Genomic DNA, 19,112 nt, shown 5'->3' on the forward strand with positions numbered 1-19,112 from the left:
CTCTAACGGCTGTTATCGCCGCGATAACCCTTTGCAAGAATGTACATCTCCGGGCTTTCCTTGCGGCTCGCCGGTGGTTTGATGTGGGCCACGGACTTGAACTCTTTCTTCAGGTCCTGCAGCAACGAGGCCTCGGCGCCACCAGCAAATACCTTGGAAAGGAACATACCGCCCTGCGCGAGGTTCTGCCGCGCAAAGTCGATTGCCACTTCAAACAGATATGCGGTCCGCAAATGGTCCGTCTGCCGATGCCCTGTTGTTGGCGCGGCCATGTCGGACATCACCATATCCGGCTGATGCCCGCCAAGCGCGTTCATCAAGAGCTCCGGAGCATCATCATCCAGAAAGTCTTTCTGCAACAGCACGACACCGGGTATCGGTTCCATTTCCAGATAGTCGATGCCGACCACAAGGGGCGCATCATCTGTAGAACCGACGATGGGTACTGTCACCTGACACCACCCTCCAGGAGCTGCCCCCAAATCCACCACGCGCATACCAGGTTTGAGCAGCTTGTGCTTGTCATTGATCTCCAGCAGCTTGTAAGCCGCCCGGGATCGATAACCATCGATCTTCGATTTTTGCACATACGGATCGTTCAGCTGGCGTTGCAGCCAAAGTGTAGACGCGTTGGACCGACGCCGCGCAGTTTTCACGCGCTGGAACATCCCTCGGTCTCCACGTCCGCGGCCACTGGTGTTGCCACTCATCTTTTTTCCTTTCCACCACCGCGTCGCTTGTTGTTGCGCCATACCTTGTCGAAGGCCATCATTTCCATAAGGATACCCTCGCGCAGTCCCCTGTCGGCAACCCGCAGGCGTTCACAGGGCCAGCGCCGCCGGATCGCTTCCAAAATGGCGCAACCAGCAAGCACCAGGTCAGCACGGTCTTCACCGATACACGGGTTTAAAACGCGCTCCTCGTAGGACATGGAAAGCAGTTTGCCAACCATGGCGCTGACGTCGTCTGTATCCATCCACGCTCCATCAACGCGGCGACGATCATAGCGCTTGAGGTCCAGATGTACCCCGGCCAAGGTCGTTACCGTGCCTGAAGTACCCAGCATATGGACGTTTCCAGCGTTGATCGCACTCAACAGTTCAGAGCTTAACGGGAACGCCTCCAGTTTTTCAGAAACGTCCTCTATCATGGCTTCGAACAAGTCGGAAGTAACATTCTTGCCGCCATGTCGCTCAGCCAAGTTGACGACACCCAGCGGCAGCGAAATCCATGTGCGAATGAAACGAGTCAGCGCAAATCCCCGTGCGCCGTAGCGATTGCGCAAATCAAGCCAGACAATCTCGGAGGAACCGCCCCCAATATCAAACAGCAAAACGCCATCGGCTTCCGGATCAACAAGGGACACGCAGCCTGCAACGGCAAGGCGCGCTTCTGTTTCCTGCGTCACGATCTCCAGATCGAGGCCAGCTTCCTTGCGGGCCCGATTGATGAAGTCAACGCCATTATCCGCGGCACGGCATGCTTCCGTTGCGATCAACCGCGATCGCCGCACGCCGCGTTCATCCAGCTTTTGCCGGCAGACCTTGAGAGCTTCGATCGCTCGTTCCATGGCGGCATTGGATAACCGTTTCGAGGATCCGACCCCTTCTCCGAGCCGCACAATGCGCGAATAGGCATCAACCACACGAAAACCGCGCTGCTCCGGCCGCGCGATCAGCAATCGACAATTGTTTGTGCCCAGATCCAACGCGGCGTACAGCTCCTTGCTGGCGCCATTGACCTGGGCCTGCGGCGACCCAAGCCCGTTAGGCGGATACCGGTGCGGCGATGCCCCGCGTTCAGAGCGCGGTCCACGGTGATTGCGCTCTCGCCCACGCTGCGTCCCATCCGATCGCCGGCTTTCTTCCTCGCGATCACGAATGACCCCATGTGATCCGCGGCCATAACCGTGTCTGGCTCGTTTGTCGTCCGCCTGTTTATGGAAGTCGTTTTTGTTTTCCTGCCGGGCCACCTCGGGTTCTGGTGGAGGCGGCGGCGTTTCGATATGCACAGACGTTCCATCTGGCTCTACGTGAACCACAGGAAGCGTTCTGTTTTTGTTTGCCAACGCTCGACGCTCAGCCCTGTTGGGCTTGTGTCGACGCGCTTTCCGCTGACGCTTGATGCCTTCCGGACGCGTAGAACCGCTCTCACCAGCCGCTACTGGTGAGTTGGATGCCTGAACTGGCGCTGGGGCTTGCGTCTGGCCACCTCCGCCTCCGTTCCTTTTCCTCGACCGTCTACGTCTTTTGGTTGCGTAGTGGCCGCTCTTCGCGCCGGACGACTTCACTCTTTGCGTAGAGGAATCGTCACCCGTTTTGCTCAAGTACTGTGCCTTTGTGGAGCCGCGGACATGGCGCAGCTCAAGTCATTTCAAGTTACCCTTATATTAGGCACTCACGACGCACAGGGCAATGGGCGCTTTCAGGTGGTACAAAGCTAATTCCGTGCACCCCCTACTGGTTTCCGTCGTCGGCACCCGAGCCCATTCTAGAGACCTGCGCTGCAAGCCTCGACAAATCCGCGGAAAAGCCGGCGGCTGGACGGCCTGTAGAGGATCAATTCAGGGTGCCACTGAACGCCTAGAATGTAATGATTGTGCCGCATGCCAGCTTCTACTGACTGTACCATGCCGAGACTGTCGCGCGCCGTAACGCGCAGACCCTGCCCAAGATCGCCAATGGACTGGTGGTGCAAACTGTTCACCTTTGGGGTCATGTCACCGCCGAACGCTTTGGCTACGAGCGACGCTTGCTCAAGATAAACCCGCCTGCGAGCATAGATCTTGCGCATCATGTTGGAATGAGGGCTGAAGCCTTCGTAAACATCGCGTGCGTTCTGGTGCAAGGTCCCGTTATGCGCAACGTTGATCATCTGGGCACCGCGACAGATGCCGAACACGGGTTTGCCGTGCTCTACAGCGTGGCGGACCAGCGCGCATTCCATCGCATCGCGCGCCTTGTCCAATCCATAGCTACTGGTGTTTTCATGATTGTAGAGTGCGGGGTCAATATCACTCCCGCCAGTGATCAGAAAACCATCACAATTGGCGGTATGCAGATCCACACCGGGTTTGATTTTCTTAACCCGACCGCCAGCCATTGTCACCGCCAGATAGGAAAACACCCAAAGCGTACGGGACGAACGGTCCGACGTGGTTACTCCGATCAAAGGCCTTGAACGCATCATTCTGATTTTGGCAGTTCCCTGTCTATGAAATCAAGCCAGTCCGACTCGCTGGTCAAAAGGCGACTATAATGGTGCTGCCACGCTTCCATGAAACGCGCGAGTTTGGCGGGAGAAGCCGCCAGCGTTTCTACGATGCGCCACCGCTCCCATTCCACCCCCAAGGTCCAGTCCGCGTTGCCCAACTCACAATTCGGGAGACGATAGTGATAAGTCGGTCGCGGTGAGATCTTCTCTTCCTTGCCGTAGAGGCGTTCAACCGTTGCGTGGTCCAGATGAGAAAACAACGGCAGCAGATCAAGCGTGCGACTACGGGTTGGATTGAAGCGGTGATAGTCCGTGATCAACTGCGTGAGATCCGGCTTGTAGGCAGCATTGAGGACCAGTTTGCGATAGTCGTTGCTGAACGGCGCAATGAACCCGGACAAGCGCCGCGTGAAATCCACGTTGTGCTCTTCGCGTAGCCACGCCTCAAGAAGCAGAAAGCTTTGGAGATGACCAAGGATACTCTCGGTGCTCAATGAAGCTGCTTCCGGATTTATGTGCAATCCAAAGGCATAGATCAGGCTTCCTCGGGTGCCCAGTCCTCCTTGCTGTCGCAAGGCGACAACCAGGTTCTCAAGCTCCGGAATATCGGAGACCGGCACAGGGGGAAGCACGACCTCGAAGGGGACGATGTGGGCGGAGACTTCACCCAGAGTATCCCCGAGTTTTTGGGGTATATCCCGCAACATTTCGGGCAAATCGCTCACGTCCGCACCGGCTCGTGTGATCGCGCCATGCAGTTTGTGCAACGGCGCTGAATCCAGAAGCAACTTGAAATCACCCCAACGGGTATCGCGCACCTTGCCGGCCAGATCATTTTCCAGATCAATGGTTCCACCATAGAGACCGGCAATGATTTCCGCCACTGGACGCAATCCAACGCCAGCATATTCAATCTCGAACCCAACGTGCCGAGGGCGCTCTTCTCTAACGTATTCCTGCAAATCGAAATTCATTGAATACCCCTTTTCCCTCACGCAGCTAACATAGTCGCGAAAAAGGGCATTCCGTGCCACATTTGCCGTAGAATCAAAAAGATCGGCGGAATTGCGCCTCCCGCCGACCTCGCTTTCTTTCATGCTCAGGTTAAGCCTGAGCGGCAACAATCATGATTTCAACAAGGAACTCTGGAGTTGCCAGCTTGCTTTCACCGCAGGCACGCGCCGGTGCATGACCTTCCGGCACCCACGCGTCCCAAACCTCGTTCATTTCAGCAAAATACTTCATGTCGGACAGCCAAATGGTTGCCGAGAGAACACGCGTCTTGTCCGACCCGGCCTCTGCCAGCAGCTTGTCGATGTTAGCCAGAATGGTGCGTGTTTGGTCCGCGGCGCTTTCTCCGGGATTGCCCACTTGTCCGGCAAGCCAGACGGTGCCGTTGTGTGTTACGATCTGGCTCATGCGAGCGCCGACATGCATGCGCTTGATCTCAGTCATTTGATTTGTCCTTTGCTTAGTGAAAACGCTCTGGAGACAGCGCCTGAACCACCTGAGCATCCAATGCCGGTGTTCGGTTCAGGATCAGGTCTGCCGCGAGCTGCGACATGGCGGGAGCCGTTTGAACGCCGTAGCCCCCTTGAGCAGCCAGCCAGAAAAAACCTTGCGCCGAGGGCGCAAACCCCGCAACAGGTGATCGGTCGGCCACAAAACTGCGCAGACCGGCCCAATTGTGCTCAACACGGGTGACCGGGCTTGTGACCGCCTGTTCATAGCGATGCAAACCTTCAGCCAGCACCATGTCGTCAGCCCAGGCATCGTGGGGCTCGACCGGGTCTTCATCGGCGGGCGAGACCATAATCTTTCCCGCTTCGGGCTTGGCGTAGAACGAGTTGGCCGCACTGGCCACCATGGGCCACCGGCTAACGTCGTGCCCATCCGGCGCGGGTATGATCGCAGCTGAACGACGCATTGGAACCAGACCCACGGTGGCAACGCCTGCCTTTTGCGCGATGTGATCGGCCCATGCGCCCGCTGCATTGACCACCACAGGCGCCTGATACGTTTGACCGGAGGCCGTAATCGTCCACTGTCCGTTTTCGTAGGTGATGGTCTCCACCGCCGCATTGAGCGCGATGTGCCCGCCATCGCGGCGCAATTTGCGCGCATACCCCTGAAGCAGGCGGTCCACATCAATGTCCTGCGCCGCACCCTCATAGGCTACGGCGGCCAGTTGGTCAGGCTTAAGGATTGGCACAAGGTCGACAGCTTGCGCCGGTGTCAGACGCTCCATGCCATCGGACCCTTCCAGATAGGCCTCCCATTCATCCACTTCATCGGCATTTGCAATGAGCAACTGCCCACGCGGCGTTAGCAGCGTCTCGTCGCACACACCCGCGGGGTTCATCAAGAAAGGCTCTGATGCTGCATTCAGTTTGCGCAAAGTGCTATTACCGTAATTCTTGATGAAGATCGCAGCAGAGCGGCCCGTGCTATGGTGACCGATGGCTCCTTCTGCCTCCAATACGGTAACCTGAACAGCCGAGCTGAGGTGTGCTGCTGCACCGATTCCGGCGATTCCGCCACCAATTACGATTACATCGCTTACATGTGTCATTGACCTTCAGCCCCTTGCAAAAAATGGGTCAGGTTGTCGCCCAACTCGGCGGACAGGTAGCCCCCCTCTTGAACCAGCAGCATGGGAAGACCCAGAGCGGCAATCGCTGCACCAATACGCTTGAAACCGGCTGTGGTGACAGCCAAGCCCTTGAGGGGGTCGTTTTCATAGGCATCAAGGCCCAGCGCCACGATCAGGACATCACACCCGTAGGCCTGAATCCGTTCCAGAGCCTTGTCCAGTGTTTGCAGGTAAACATCATCTCCCGTACCCCGCGGCAGTGGCAAATTAAGGTTGGATCCAAGACCAACGCCTTCGCCCCGTTCATGCGCATGCCCCCAGAAAAACGGATAGAAACGTTCGGGTGCGGCATGAATGGAGACAGTCAGCACCTCATCATTCCCATAGAAAATGCCCTGTGTCCCATTCCCGTGATGGACATCCACATCAAGAATGGCCGGCCGCTTGCCCTGAGAAGCCAGATATCGCGCTGCGATGGCAGCATTATTGAAAAAACAGAAACCTCCGGCCAAATCTGAGAACGCATGATGGCCAGGGGGCCGGCACAAGGCATAGACACTCTGTTCGCCGGCCAACATCAGGTTTGCACCCGTCATGGCCGTTTGTGCTGACCAATAGGCTGACTCAAACGTGTGTTCGGCTATGGGGCACGAGGTATCGGCCTGATGATATCCGGCCTGCCCGACGGCCGACTTCGGGTAGCTAGCCTCTCGGCGATCAGGATGGATATTGGGGATCACCTCTGCAGCTGCGCCATCAATACGTTGCCAGCGGGTATAGATGTTCTTGAGGAACACCAGATACTCACTGGAATGAACAGCCGCTATCGGCCCCAAGCCATGGTCGGTCGGGGCCTGAAACTCACAGCCCGCAGCTCGGGCACCTCGGATCAGCGCCTCAACGCGCGCTGGCTGCTCCGGATTTGGCAAAACAACACCATTCGCCATGAAATGCTTTGGGTCATGTTTGGCCTGCCGGTCATCGACTATCGCCTTCATTTGCGCTCATCAGCTCCTTAAATTCCTTCCCGCCGAGGATGAGATCCGTTTCGCGAGGGTCCTTCCAAAACCCGAGCCGATCATAAAACTGACGTGCTCTCGGGTTGTCTTCGTACACCGTGAGTTTGACAAAGCCGACATTCCATTCCGAGGGCACTTCGGCTACTACTGCCGCCAGAAGACGGGGCCCAAGCCCCATTCCACGGGCGTTTTCGGAAACCCAAAGGTCCGAAATGTAAAGGCCAGCGGCCCCTTTCACGGTTGAATAAACCGGCGATGCCATTGCAACACCGAGTGTTTCTCCGGTTTCCTGCTTTTCGGCTATGACAGCAAAGAAGGCACGATATGCGCCGAAACCGTGACGCAGCAGATCTGCTGCCGTGGCTCGGTGGTCATCACCCAAATCGTTCGAAAGCTGCTCCAACGCGTCATGCAAACGCTCCGCGTCTCTGGCTTCCGCTTTTCTCAATGTCACAGTGCTCATTACTTCATTTCCGTTTTCTCAGCCCCTTTGAGACCCAACATCTGTCGTGCCTCATCAGGCGACGCGGGCACCCTGCCCAGCGCTTCCACAATGGCTGTGACCTTTCGTACCTGTTCGGCGTTGGAACGAGCAAGCTGCCCACGTGCAATCATGAGCGAGTCTTCAAGCCCAACTCGAACATGCCCGCCCATGGCCGCGGCAATGGCGGCAAAATTCATCTGGTGCCGCCCCGCTGCCAGAACAGAGAACGAAAAGTCATCGCCAAACAACTTCTGGGCTGTAGCTACCAAATGTGTCAAATGATCGGGATCGGCGCCAACACCACCTAAAACACCAAAAACAAACTGAATAAACAGCGGGGCCTTGATCAACCCACGGTCGAGAAAGTGGGCCAGCATGTAAAGATGACCAATGTCATAAACCTCGAATTCGAAGCGCGCTCCGCGCTCCTGGCCGAGTTTGGTCAAGACGGTCGCAATGTCTCGCGGCGTGTTCTTGAAGACCAGATCATCAGAGTTTTCCAGAAACGGTTTTTCCCAGTCGAACTGCCAGTTGGTAAACCGGTCCGCAGCCGGATAGAGCGCAAAATTCATCGTGCCCATGTTGAGCGAACACATCTCCGGTTTGAACTGAAGCGGCGCCTGCAAGCGCTCTTCCAGCGTCATGACCGCACTGCCACCGGTAGACAGGTTCAGAACAGCATCACATGAGCGCGCTACCTGCGGCAGATACGCAGCAAAATGCGCTGGATCCGCTGACGGGCGACCAGTTTGAGGGTCGCGGGCATGAAGATGCAATATGGCGGCCCCTGCATGGGCGGCCTCAATGGCCTGCTCGGCGATGTCCTGCGGACGATATGGCAGGTGCGGCGACATGGTCGGAGTATGAATCGACCCCGTCACCGCGCAGGTGATGATGATTTTTGACATGGCCCTTGGGATCCTAGCCTGCTTTCAACAAGTCCGGCTTCAGGTCGTTGGTGAAGGTGGTCAAGGAAGCATCCAACGTGGTGAGAATCTCATCCAGGTGGTTTGCTGTTGCTATCATGGGCGGACAAACGAGGAAGTGGTCCCCAGTGTACCCACCCCGCGTCCGCCGCGAGTAGATGATGAGCCCCTTGTCGTAGGCGATTTCCACCAGCTTGTCGAAGGCCCCGGCTTCCCGAGGCAATGGGGCCATGGTCTCTCGGTCGGCCACCAACTCGAAAGCAAGGAGCAACCCTTTTCCGCGCACGTCGCCTATCAACTCGTGGCGCTGCATCAGTTGTTGCAATCCAGCTTTGAGCTCCGCTCCAATTGACGACGCATTCGCCATCATCTGGTGAGCTTCAATTTCCTCGATTACAGCCAACCCGGCAGCACACGCCAACGGATTGCCGGCATAAGTGTAGCCATGGATAAAGCCCCCCTTGTCCAACACCGGCTCGACAATCCGCTCATGCGCAATCATGGCCCCCAGCGGTGCATAGCCCGCACCGAGGCCCTTGGAGAGCACCAGAATGTCTGGCTCCACCTGCCAATGATCACCAGCGAAGAAAGCTCCTGTACGGCCCCCGCCGGTCATAACCTCGTCATGGATCAACAGAACACCATAGCGCCGACAAATCTCCGAGATTCTCTGCATGTAGCCTTTCGGCGGTGGCAAAGCCCCGGTTGAGGCCCCGCCGACTGGTTCGACCATGAAAGCCAGAACAGTCTCAGGGCCTTCCTGCAGAATGGCCTCCTCAAGCATATCCGCATAGAATTTACCGGTCGCCTCGTCTTCCGGATCCAATCCGTCCAGATAGGCCCGTGGTGCGGGGATCTTCGGCATGGATTGCATCATGGGATCAAAGGGTGCCGTCATGGGCGCATACCCCGTGAGAGCCAGTGCCCCGAGTGTGCAGCCATGGTAGCTGGGATAGCGCGAGATAACCTTGTAACGCTGGCTGTCCCCGGTTGCCACCGCATGCTGGCGCGCCAGCTTGATGGCACTCTCCACTGCCTCTGAACCGCCGGAAACGAAAAACACCTTTTCCAGCCCTTCAGGAGCCAGAGATGCCAGCTTTTGAGCGAGTTGCTCGGCCGGCTCCGTTTCAAAGTGCAAGCGGTATCCAAAGCTGGACTTGTCCATCTGCCGGCGCATGCATTCCAATACATGCGGATTTGAGTGCCCAATGTTGCACACCATGGCCCCGGAGGACCCGTCGAGATAACGCTTGCCGTCTACATCCCACATGTAGACCCCGCGCGCCTGATCCAGCAGCGGGCGCCTTCGGCGGGATTGATAAAACAGCTTGCTTTCCGGGCGTTGTGTCATGCTGCAGCCTCCGGCAACAGGGTGCAATCCCATCCCCTTACGTTCACGGAGACTTCTGCCCCTTCTTCAAACGGATGTTCCTTGATCATATTAAGCGCCTGCAGCTGAGTATCCCCCACCCGCACAAAATAGCGCACAGCCTGACCCTGATAGTCGACCGCCTCGATACGGCCCGGCACACTAATGGCGCCGTCCATTGTTTGACCGGCTGGCTCAACATGCACTTTCTCGGCACGAACAATCAGCTGGGAGCGTCCCTCGCCCTCGATCTGGGGCGCGCGCTTGCGTGGCAGCACCAGCCGACCGAAGTGGTTGGTTTCCACTTGAATGTCCTCAGCGGCCATAACCTGTGTCGTGGCGGGCAACACGTTGGAGGCGCCCAGAAAGCGGGCCACAAACTCGGTTGCCGGCGTGTTGTAAACCGCTTCCGGCTGTCCCTGCTGCTCAATGCGCCCTGCCGACATGACAACGATCTCATCAGACATGGCAAGAGCCTCCGACTGATCGTGGGTTACGAAGACGGTGGTAATGCCAATCTGATGCTGAATGCGCTTAAGCTCCACGCGCATATCCTCGCGCAAATTGGCGTCCAGAGCCGATAGCGGCTCGTCCAACAACAAAACATCCGGCTCAATGACAATGGCGCGGGCAAGAGCTATTCGCTGCTGCTGGCCACCAGACAAGGCCTTGGGGTAGCGATCGGCTACGTGAGGCAGTTGCACGAGATCCAACACATCGCGGACCCGTCGCGCTGTTTCCTGCTTCGAAACGCCCCGATATTTCAAGCCAAAGGCGATATTCTCGAAAATGGTCTTGTGCGGAAACAAGGCATAGTTCTGGAACACAATGCCCAGATTCCGTTTGTAGATCGGCAAGTTGTTGACTGATTTGCCCTTGATGAAAATCTCGCCGTCCGAGGGATCCAAAAGCCCGGCGATCATGCGCAGTGTCGTCGTCTTGCCGCACCCGGATGGTCCCAAAAGGGTGAGAAAGCTTCCTTCTGGGATATGCAAGGAGGTGGGATGAACGGCTGTGAACCCGCCAAACCTTTTACTGACATTCTCTAGTGTTACCGTGCCCACGCCAAACTCTCCAACTTTCCTGTTCTTCTTGCGGGGCGCGCCGCCTTCAAAGTGCGACGCGCCGCGATGTCAGCTTAGTAGCCCTTCTGAACCCGGCCGAACGTCTTGGACCATTCAGCCTCGTTACCGTTCCAGTATGCAGGATCAGCAAAGGTCAGACCGTTCAAGGTTCCGGTTGGATCGAACGCAGGAAGTGTAGGCACCTTCTTGCCCAGATCGACCTTGTTGGGATCCAACGCAGGCGGATAATTCTGGCCTTCAGCCACGGCCACCGCTGTATCGCGCTCAAGCATGAAATTCAGCAGCTCTTCACACTCGGCCATCGGCGACCCCTTCATGACAAACAGGCACTCCTGCCACCCGAAACTGTTGGGCGGATCGTAGTAACCAATATCGTGCCCCTGCTCCTGCAGCGCATAAATGCGGCCGGACCAGCCTTCAGTGACGTAGATTTCCTCTTCCGCCAGCAAAGACATCAACTCAGCACCGGAGTTCCAGTATTTCAATGCCAGGTCCCGGTGGGTTCGGATGGCATCCCAAACGGCGTCCATATCCTCAGCCCCATTCGGGTTCTGGCCCGTTTGCAGGGACCCGTACCAGATACGAGTGCGCCAATCGCTCCAACCGCCGATCTTGTTCTTGAACTTTTCTTCAAGAAGGATGCGAGCGCCTTTTTCCTTCATCTCGTCATCGGAAATGAACTTGCGATTATAGGCCAGACCCGTCGTGCCATAGTCGTAAGGGACACACGACAAGGTGCCGCCGGTCACATTGCGGAAAACATCAATCAGTTTCGGAATGACGTTCGCAAGGTTCGGGATATTGGCCTCGTTCAACTCCGAGGCAAGGCCAAGGTTGTGATAGCGGGCGTAGTCGAACACGCCGGACAGATGGGCAATGTTGTATTCACCGGGCTGGCTGGCCTTGACGCGCGACAGATATTCATCGCCACCGCCAAACGTGCCATCAACCACGTTGATACCCGTCGCGTTGGTGTATGGATCGAAGGCATGTTTACGGAAAGCTTCCGAAACAACCCCGCCCCAACCGTCAAAGCGAACTTCACTCACGGCCGCCAATGCGCCCTTGGAAAACGGCATCTGGACCCCGTAAGCCAGACCCGCAGCCCCTAAAAGCCCGAGAAATTTGCGGCGGGAAAGATCGCCATTACCATAGCGCTCAAGCAAGCGCTCGTATCGTTTCGTATTGTCCATGCGTCCCTCTGTGTTTTTGTGTGAAGGTGATTTAAGTATTTATTTTTCCTGCCATTCTTCTGGCGATGGCAGCTCCGAGTAGTGGAAGCCCGACGGTAAGAAGGATCATCACCGTTCCCAGCGCATTGATTTCTGGAGAAATGGAATTGCGCAGCATGGCGAAGATCTGGGTTGGAACCGTTTCCACCCCTCCCGGCTTCCAGAACAATGTTCCGGTGATATCGTCAAAACTGATGGTGAAAGCGAACAGCATGCCCGCAAAAATGGCTGGAGCCATGAGCGGTAGTGTGATCTGAAAGAAGGTCTGCACCGGATTGGCACCAAGGCTCAGGGCTGCCTCCTCGTATTCCCGTTTGATTGCCACAAGCCGCGCTTGGACCACCAACACGACGAATGGCAGGGTAAACACCACGTGCCCCATGAGCAGCATGCCGAAGCTCTTGTTCAGGGACAAGAAGTTCAGGAACAGCAACAAGGCAACAGCCAAAACAACTTCGGGAATGAGAATGGGTGCGATCAACAACATGGAGATCACCGCCCGTCCGGGCACCTTGTAGCGTACCAGAGCCATGCTGGCCAAAACACCCAGCACGGTCGAGATCATGGCCGTACACAAACCCAGAATGAAAGAAGTGCGGAAGGCCCGGAGTATGGCTTCATTGGAGAACAGCTCGGCAAACCAGCGCAATGAAACACCCGTCATGGGAAAGCTGCCAAACTGGCTCGCATTGAAGCTGAGCAGCACCACCACCGCAACCGGCAAGAACATGAAAAGATAGACCAGAAACGCCCAGCCACGAACAAGAAACCAACCCATCCTACTGTAACCCCTTCATGAGTTGCGTCATGCCCAGATACCGGTTGTAGACCATCACAACAGCGCCCAGAACCACCAGCAACATCAAGGACAAGGCCGAGCCAAGCGGCCAGTTCAACTGGGTGATGATGGCTTCAAAAACGAGGTTGGCGAACATGGCATCGGTCGGTCCACCGAGAACCAGCGGCGTGATGTAGGTGCCCGCGCCCAAAACGAAACACAGCAACCCGCCTGCCGCCAGCCCGGGCAGAGACAGGGGCAATGTCACCTCAAGAAAGGCCCTCCATCGGTTGGCCCCCAGGGAGCACGCCGCATCTTCCAGCGTGCGATCAATACCTTCAAGGCTCACGTAGACATTCAGGATCATGAAGGGCAGCAGGAAATGAACCAGCCCGAGAATGACGGTTGCCTCGTTGTAAAGCATCTGGATGGGTTCGCTGGTCAGCCCCACCGACATCAGCGCCCAGTTGAAGGCCCCGGAAACGCCCAGAATGTTGATCCAGGACATTGTACGAATGATATAGCTGATCCAGAACGGCAGCATCAAAAGCAGAAGCAGCACCAACCGATTGCCATTTGAACGAGCAATGAAGTAGGCCGTCGGATAGCCTGCCAGTGCACATACCACGGTGGTGATCAGCGCAATCTTGATCGTGTTCAGAAGAATGTCGCGATAGAACGGGTCCGTCAGCGACTCGACCCAATTGTCCAGAAAAAAGCCAACCTGATCCGCCCCGGTCGCTGTACGCAGCCAGAACGAATAGACCACTACAAACCCCAGCGGCACAATGAGCAGTAGCCCAATCGTGCTTAGCGCAGGCGTAAGTAGAATGATCGGCTGTCGCGCTTCGCGCGTCTCCACCGTCATATGATATCCCTCTTGGAAGTTTTATAGGTGTTTTTACTTGACGCTAGAGTTGCAGAGCCCTAACCATTGAGCAAATAGATAATCGGAATTTTGATTATAAATCTCATCAATAGGCGCAGTTAAGTGATCGACTCTGCTGAACGACTTGCTCGCAATCTGGACTGGAATCTGCTGCGTACGTTCATGGTCATCGCGCGTTCCGGCAGCATCACTCAGGCAGCCACAACTTTGCGGCTCAAGCAACCTACCGTCTCAAGCGCACTCAAGCGTCTGGAAGACCACCTGGACCGCAAACTGGTCGTGCGCACGCCGGGTCATTTTCACCTGACTGAAGCCGGCAAGATGCTGTACGAGGAAACCGTTGAGATCTACGGTTCGATCCTGCGCCTGGACACGATCATGCGCGAGATCACAGATGCCGTGCGTGGCCATGTGCGCATCGCTATGGCATCGCATGTGACATGTCCCCTACTCGATCAGGCACTGAGTGACTTTCATGAGGAACATCCGAATGCGACCCTCTCCATTGACATTGCCTCCAGTCGAGAGAGTTTGGCGGCGGTGAACGCAAGTCAGGCCTCTTTTGCGGTGTGTCTGGTACGGGACCGAAATCCGAGGCTGGAGTATCGTCGTCTTTTCCGGGAATTCTTCGGGTTGTTTTGCGGCCCCAAGCATCCCTTGTTTGGCCGTTCTGATCTGACCAAGTCCGATTTGGCGGGCCAGTCTTCAGTATCCTTCATCACGGACCAGATGAGCGAAGCCCTTCGTCCGGTCTCTTTGCTGCGCGCAGAGCTGGCTCTGGATGACCGGGTCGTAGCCACTTCGGCAAACCTAGAGGAGGTTCGCCGTCTGATTGTAGCCGGTCTGGGTGTTGGCCCCTTGCCGCTTCATGTGGTTGGGCGTGACTTGCGAGATGGTATCTTGTGGCAACTGCCGCCCTATGACAGTTTGCCTGCCATTGATGTGCATGTTGTCTGGAACCCGAAGGCCAAGATGAACCGCGCGGAACAGGCCTTGCTGGCCAAGCTGCTGCACTTGATCGAGATGACCCCGATCGAGCAGCGCACCTATTCGCTTGAAACCATGAGTGAAAGAGGCCGCAGCGCCCACCTGCCGCTGCCATGAAGCGCAAGTGGCGCAATAATCCTTAGATCCCGACATGTTTTACACAGATGAGCGCGGGGATGCTTGGTTTTTTGGCGGAACTTGCCTCCAACGATTGACAAGCGTGCGCGCAAGTCATAAATAGCCTTCCACCGGCCGCGATGGTTGAGCTTTCCATTGCACTTTTGCGCCTAACATATTGGTTCTACTGGGGAATAGTTTAATGGTAGAACAGCGGACTCTGACTCCGTCAGTCCTGGTTCGAGTCCAGGTTCCCCAGCCAATCTATTTCGGCGTTGTTTGATCTGAACAGAAGATCAGGCGTGCAGCACAGGCCGCACGAGCTCACATGATGTTTCAAGGCTTCGTTTTGAAAGCCAGCAACATTGTTCTACTGGGGAATAGTTTAATGGTAGAACAGCGGACTCTGACTCCGTCAGTCCTGGTTCGAGTCCAGGTTCCCCAGCCATCCCTTCCGTAAAATTCATCAAGCTTGTACAGTGACTTAGCGTGTCAGGGCAAAGGTCTTCCTGCCGCCTAACTGCCACGATGAGCCGAACGCATCAAAGGCTAGGCAGCTCACGGACGTGGTGTCACCAAACAGCAAACATTTCACCGACTTGGCCCCGATCAGTTGCCCATGCAAATCGATCTCGGACTTGGCAGGCCACATCAGTTCAACCTGAGTGATGCCATAGGTATCATAAATCCGCAAAGCACCTTTATCGATGACCTCTGCCCGGCCCTCAACAACGGAAAGCTTCTGGATCTCCGTCGCAGAAGTCGGGGTAAAAAGCGTCAGGCAGCCAAGCGCTACCAGAGCCAGAACATGATGCGTCCGCCTTATCGTCATGGGGAGTGCCTTTTCTCGTTATCAACCCCAAAACCTTACCATAAGGAAGGCGCATTTGTTGCGCTTTATTTCATTTTGATGACATTTTTGATTCAATTATTATGCAATTGTTTCTTTCTTGCACAAAACCCTATTTGAACGGGGATCGCGAATTTTATACAGAGAACCCAAAACAATTACCTCTCACTCTTCAGTAAATCATGAAAGTAATCTTGAGGATTCAGCCCCCGTTTCTGGCAAGCGCAACACCAACATTCAATGCCCGCGTCATGCCTTCCAGCGCGGGAAAACACTGGGGACATCACAGCAAAAAGGCCCGCGCGCTGCGGGCCTTTTCGACATTCAACAAGAACGACAAGATCTATCCATCCGCCTTTGGCACTTGAGCTGCCAGCATTTCCTCATGCACGCGGCTGAGATGATGGTGACGCGGCTTGCTGAATCTGGCGAGTAACAGATAGGCGGCCGGGGTCACAAACAAGGTGGCAAAGGTGGCAAACCCAAGACCACCCACCATGACCCACCCCAGCTCCATACGCGCTTCGGCGCCGGCGCCAAACGCCAGAACAAGGGGTACACCGCCCAGAACCGTGGAGATGACCGTCATCATGACGGGGCGCAATCGCTGCAAGCAGGCCTGATGAATGGCCTGCCTCACATCATTTCCCTGCTCGCGCAACTGATTAGCGAACTCGACCAGAAGAATGCCGTTCTTAGCCATGATGCCAACCAGAAGCACCATGCCGATCTGACTGTAGACATTGAGCGACCCGCCGGTCAGAGCGATAGCGAAGATCGCCGCCGCCAGACCGAACGGAACCGTCGACAAGATCACGATCGCACTGATGAAGCTCTCGAATTGAGCTGACAGCACAAGAAAGACAATCAGGATGGCAAAGCCGAACGTGATCAGAATGTTAGAGGAGGTCTGCTCCAATACCGCCGCTTCACTCAGTAGCGTTATGGAGACTTCCGACGGCAACACTTCATCGCCAATTCGCTGCAAGTCCTCAATCGCATGAGACAGGTCATATCCCTCTGCCAAGCCAATGGAGATGGGCACCGCACGCTGCTGGCGCTCTCGGGTCAGGGAGGGAGCAACCGCTTCCTCCGACACGCTCACAATGGACGACATGGGCACCATGATACGGTCTGACGCCTTGACGAACAGGTTTTCCAGATCGCGCGTTGAGCGCAATGGCGTTGCACCTGCCTCCATGATCAGTGGAATACTGTCGTCTTCCACGAACAGCTCGGCAACTTCCGATCCTTCCAGCAACATGCGCAAGGTTGCGGTGACGATCTGAGGCGACAGACCTAGGTCTTTTGCACGTTCACGGTCCACACTGAACAGCAACTGTGGCTGGGTGGTTTCATAATCGATGTTGGCGCGTCCAATCTTGTCACCCAACTCGCTTTGAAGTGCGTAGGTCAGATCCTGTGCGCCCTTGGCCAGCACATCGTAGTTGGTGCCGGTAAGTGCAAAGCTCAGCCCTTCGCCGGCCCCCCGAATGCCCAGCGTATTCGGCTGAATCAGGAAGATATCAATTCCCTTGAGCTGGCGCAGGGCCTGATTCATCTCTGCGACAATGGCTTGCTGGCTGCGATCACGGTCCGACCATCCTTGCAGGGGCATGATCAGGAAGCCTGTGTTTTTTGAATTGCGAATACCTGCGATCGTCATCAACGCTTGCGCTTCACCGCTATCAACATAACTGCGCGCGATGTCTTCGATTTCGCTGAGCTTGGACCGGGTGTAGTCCAGACTGGAGCCCTGAGGCGTGCGGGCGAACATCAACACGATGGCTCGATCTTCCAAGGGCGTCAACTCTTCCGGCAGGCTATTATAAAACTGCCAGCCCAACGCACCGAACCCGATTGAAATAATGACGACCAGGGCTGGCACTTTCAGCGCAACAGCCAGAATCCGCTCGTAAAGGGCGGCAAGCCGCTCGCCAATCCAGGTCACCGGCGCCCAAATGGGCGAGAACTCAGCTTCGTTCGGTTTAAGCGGCTTGAGCAAACGCGAGGCCATCATCGGGGCCAGCGTCAAGGCCACGAATGACGACAGTCCGACACAAATGGCCAGAACAAACCCGAACTCCGAAAACAACTTGCCCACGCTGCCCGACAAGAACGAGATGGGAATGAAGACTGCGGCCAGCGTCGCCGTGGTGCTGATAACCGCGAAGAACACTTCCTTGGTGCCCAGAATGGCGGCCGCACGCGCGCCCTCTCCCTTGTGTATGCGCTTGGTAATGTTCTCCAGCACCACGATGGCATCATCAACCACCATGCCTGTGGCAAGCAACAATGCCAGCAAAGTGAGGATGTTCATGGAAAACCCGACCAACCAGATCCCCACAACGGCACCCGTTAGCGCAACCGGCACCGTGACTGCCGGGATCAAGGTGACACGCCATGATCGCAAGAATACGAGAATGATGGCAATAACAATCACCGTGGCCAACAGCAGGCTGAATACAACTTCAGTTATGGCGCTTTCAATGAAAACCGCATCGTCCGACGTGATGTTGATGGAAACGTGATCTGGCAATTGCTGACGCAGCTCATCAATGACCGCGCGAACGCCCTGCGAAATCTCTATGGTGTTGGAACTGGCAGCACGCACAATGCCAAACCCAATGGCCCGTGCACCGTTGATGAACGCACCGGATGCTGCGTCGTCCGGACCATAGGTGACAATGGCCACATCTTTCACGCGGGTTGTGGCATTGATCTTGGCGTTGGCAATGTCATCAGCGGTTTCAATGTCGCTGTCAGCGCGCACATACAGTTCCTGATAGGTGGTCTCCAGCGCGCCGCCAGAGGTATCCATGGCCAGTTCACTCAGCACGTCCCTCAGGTCTTGTGGTGTCAGGCCTCGACTGGAGAGCGCCGTCATGTCCAACGCGACCTTGAAGATGGGCTCTCGGCTGCCATAGACATCCACACTGGCCACACCCGGAACGGCGGCAATCCGATCCACGATCACATCCTCGGTGAGCGCGCTCAGATCCTCAATCAACATCTGAGAGGATGTAACGGTAGCCCGCATCACCGGTTCTGCGTCTGCGTCCGCTTTCACGACCACGGGCGTATCGGCGTCCTCAGGCAGGTCGCGAGCAGCACTACCAACTGCGTCGCGAATATCGTTTGCCGCTTCGCCAAGGTCCACACTGTCGTTGAACTCAACAGTCACGCGGCTGCGACCATAGCTTGATGTGGACGAAATGGACAACACACCTGAGGTGCGCGCCACAGCCTCTTCCACCACACTGGTAATTTCAGCATCAACGACTTCGGGCGGGGACCCCTTGTAGGTGGTGGTGATCGAGATCACGGGACGGTCCACGTTGGGCATTTCCCGGATTTCGACGCCCAGCAAGGCCGCAACACCGGCAACCACAAGGATCAAGTTCAGGACAATGGCCAAGACCGGCCGGCGCACACACAGAGCATAAATGCCGCTGTAGAGCGCCTTGTCGGGAGAAGAGCTCGGCTTGTTCATCTTAACATGTACTCACGGGTTCATCGCAGAGGGGCTCGCGTGGGGGCGGAGCACCATCTGAGTTGATATGTGTGTCT

The 19,112-nt window shown here is 56.2% G+C and carries 17 protein-coding genes and 2 tRNA genes; 3 read left to right on the top strand and 16 right to left on the bottom strand.

The window, feature by feature from the left end:
• Positions 1-2 precede the first annotated feature (2 nt).
• The 14 genes from G512_RS0117385 to G512_RS0117450 all read right to left on the bottom strand — a co-directional run bounded on the left by G512_RS0117385 (position 3) and on the right by G512_RS0117450 (position 13,567).
• Positions 3-710: an RlmE family RNA methyltransferase gene (locus G512_RS0117385; protein ID WP_028482815.1), complete on the bottom strand. Its 708-nt coding sequence runs from the start codon at positions 708-710 to the stop codon at positions 3-5.
• Complete coding sequence (locus G512_RS22500; RefSeq protein WP_228130531.1) at positions 707-2,011, bottom strand: Ppx/GppA phosphatase family protein; 1,305 nt, start codon at positions 2,009-2,011, stop codon at positions 707-709. Before G512_RS22500 ends, G512_RS0117385 begins: the two co-directional genes overlap by 4 nt.
• A gap of 479 nt (positions 2,012-2,490) precedes the next feature.
• Positions 2,491-3,189, bottom strand: coding sequence for a gamma-glutamyl-gamma-aminobutyrate hydrolase family protein (locus G512_RS21635; protein ID WP_073833311.1), 699 nt, complete (start codon positions 3,187-3,189; stop codon positions 2,491-2,493).
• On the bottom strand, positions 3,186-4,187 hold the full coding sequence (locus G512_RS0117400; RefSeq protein WP_073833342.1) for an amidoligase family protein: 1,002 nt from the start codon (positions 4,185-4,187) through the stop codon (positions 3,186-3,188). The genes G512_RS21635 and G512_RS0117400 overlap by 4 nt, the downstream gene beginning before the upstream one ends.
• 130 nt (positions 4,188-4,317) lie before the next feature.
• Positions 4,318-4,668 (bottom strand): RidA family protein, encoded by a 351-nt coding sequence (locus G512_RS0117405; RefSeq protein ID WP_028482818.1) that lies wholly within the window; start codon positions 4,666-4,668, stop codon positions 4,318-4,320.
• A 16-nt stretch (positions 4,669-4,684) separates the two neighbouring features.
• Positions 4,685-5,785 carry an NAD(P)/FAD-dependent oxidoreductase gene (locus G512_RS0117410; RefSeq protein WP_028482819.1) on the bottom strand — a complete coding sequence of 367 codons (1,101 nt, stop codon included), beginning with the start codon at positions 5,783-5,785 and terminating at the stop codon, positions 4,685-4,687.
• Positions 5,782-6,804 (bottom strand): histone deacetylase family protein, encoded by a 1,023-nt coding sequence (locus G512_RS0117415; RefSeq protein ID WP_028482820.1) that lies wholly within the window; start codon positions 6,802-6,804, stop codon positions 5,782-5,784. The genes G512_RS0117410 and G512_RS0117415 overlap by 4 nt, the downstream gene beginning before the upstream one ends.
• Positions 6,785-7,288 carry a GNAT family N-acetyltransferase gene (locus G512_RS21640; RefSeq protein ID WP_051269564.1) on the bottom strand — a complete coding sequence of 168 codons (504 nt, stop codon included), beginning with the start codon at positions 7,286-7,288 and terminating at the stop codon, positions 6,785-6,787. Before G512_RS21640 ends, G512_RS0117415 begins: the two co-directional genes overlap by 20 nt.
• Positions 7,288-8,217 (bottom strand): BKACE family enzyme, encoded by a 930-nt coding sequence (locus G512_RS0117425; RefSeq protein ID WP_028482821.1) that lies wholly within the window; start codon positions 8,215-8,217, stop codon positions 7,288-7,290. The genes G512_RS21640 and G512_RS0117425 overlap by 1 nt, the downstream gene beginning before the upstream one ends.
• Before the next feature lie 13 nt (positions 8,218-8,230).
• A complete protein-coding gene (locus tag G512_RS0117430; protein WP_028482822.1) occupies positions 8,231-9,586 on the bottom strand; it encodes an aminotransferase family protein in 1,356 nt (451 codons plus the stop codon).
• Positions 9,583-10,668, bottom strand: a complete 1,086-nt coding sequence (locus G512_RS0117435; RefSeq protein ID WP_028482823.1) for an ABC transporter ATP-binding protein — start codon at positions 10,666-10,668, stop codon at positions 9,583-9,585. Before G512_RS0117435 ends, G512_RS0117430 begins: the two co-directional genes overlap by 4 nt.
• A 74-nt stretch (positions 10,669-10,742) precedes the next feature.
• Positions 10,743-11,882 (bottom strand): extracellular solute-binding protein, encoded by a 1,140-nt coding sequence (locus tag G512_RS0117440; protein WP_028482824.1) that lies wholly within the window; start codon positions 11,880-11,882, stop codon positions 10,743-10,745.
• A 31-nt stretch (positions 11,883-11,913) separates the two neighbouring features.
• Positions 11,914-12,699 (bottom strand): ABC transporter permease, encoded by a 786-nt coding sequence (locus G512_RS0117445; protein WP_028482825.1) that lies wholly within the window; start codon positions 12,697-12,699, stop codon positions 11,914-11,916.
• Position 12,700: 1 nt separating this feature from the next.
• On the bottom strand, positions 12,701-13,567 hold the full coding sequence (locus G512_RS0117450; RefSeq protein WP_028482826.1) for an ABC transporter permease: 867 nt from the start codon (positions 13,565-13,567) through the stop codon (positions 12,701-12,703).
• A gap of 123 nt (positions 13,568-13,690) precedes the next feature.
• Between G512_RS0117450 and G512_RS21645 the strand changes: the two genes are divergently transcribed.
• The 3 genes from G512_RS21645 to G512_RS0117465 all read left to right on the top strand — a co-directional run bounded on the left by G512_RS21645 (position 13,691) and on the right by G512_RS0117465 (position 15,140).
• Positions 13,691-14,692, top strand: coding sequence for a LysR family transcriptional regulator (locus G512_RS21645; protein WP_208975056.1), 1,002 nt, complete (start codon positions 13,691-13,693; stop codon positions 14,690-14,692).
• Positions 14,693-14,880: 188 nt separating this feature from the next.
• Positions 14,881-14,954 (top strand) — tRNA-Gln (locus G512_RS0117460).
• Positions 14,955-15,066: 112 nt separating this feature from the next.
• Positions 15,067-15,140 (top strand) — tRNA-Gln (locus tag G512_RS0117465).
• A 36-nt stretch (positions 15,141-15,176) separates the two neighbouring features.
• On the opposite strand, the gene G512_RS0117470 is transcribed toward G512_RS0117465, so the two are convergent.
• A complete protein-coding gene (locus G512_RS0117470) occupies positions 15,177-15,524 on the bottom strand; it encodes a hypothetical protein (RefSeq protein WP_051269566.1) in 348 nt (115 codons plus the stop codon).
• Between the two features lie 361 nt (positions 15,525-15,885).
• Positions 15,886-19,035 (bottom strand): efflux RND transporter permease subunit, encoded by a 3,150-nt coding sequence (locus G512_RS0117480; protein ID WP_028482829.1) that lies wholly within the window; start codon positions 19,033-19,035, stop codon positions 15,886-15,888.
• Positions 19,036-19,112: the final 77 nt, after the last annotated feature.

This window comes from Pseudovibrio exalbescens DSM 16456 (assembly GCF_000422785.1).
Classification (GTDB): domain Bacteria; phylum Pseudomonadota; class Alphaproteobacteria; order Rhizobiales; family Stappiaceae; genus Pseudovibrio; species Pseudovibrio exalbescens.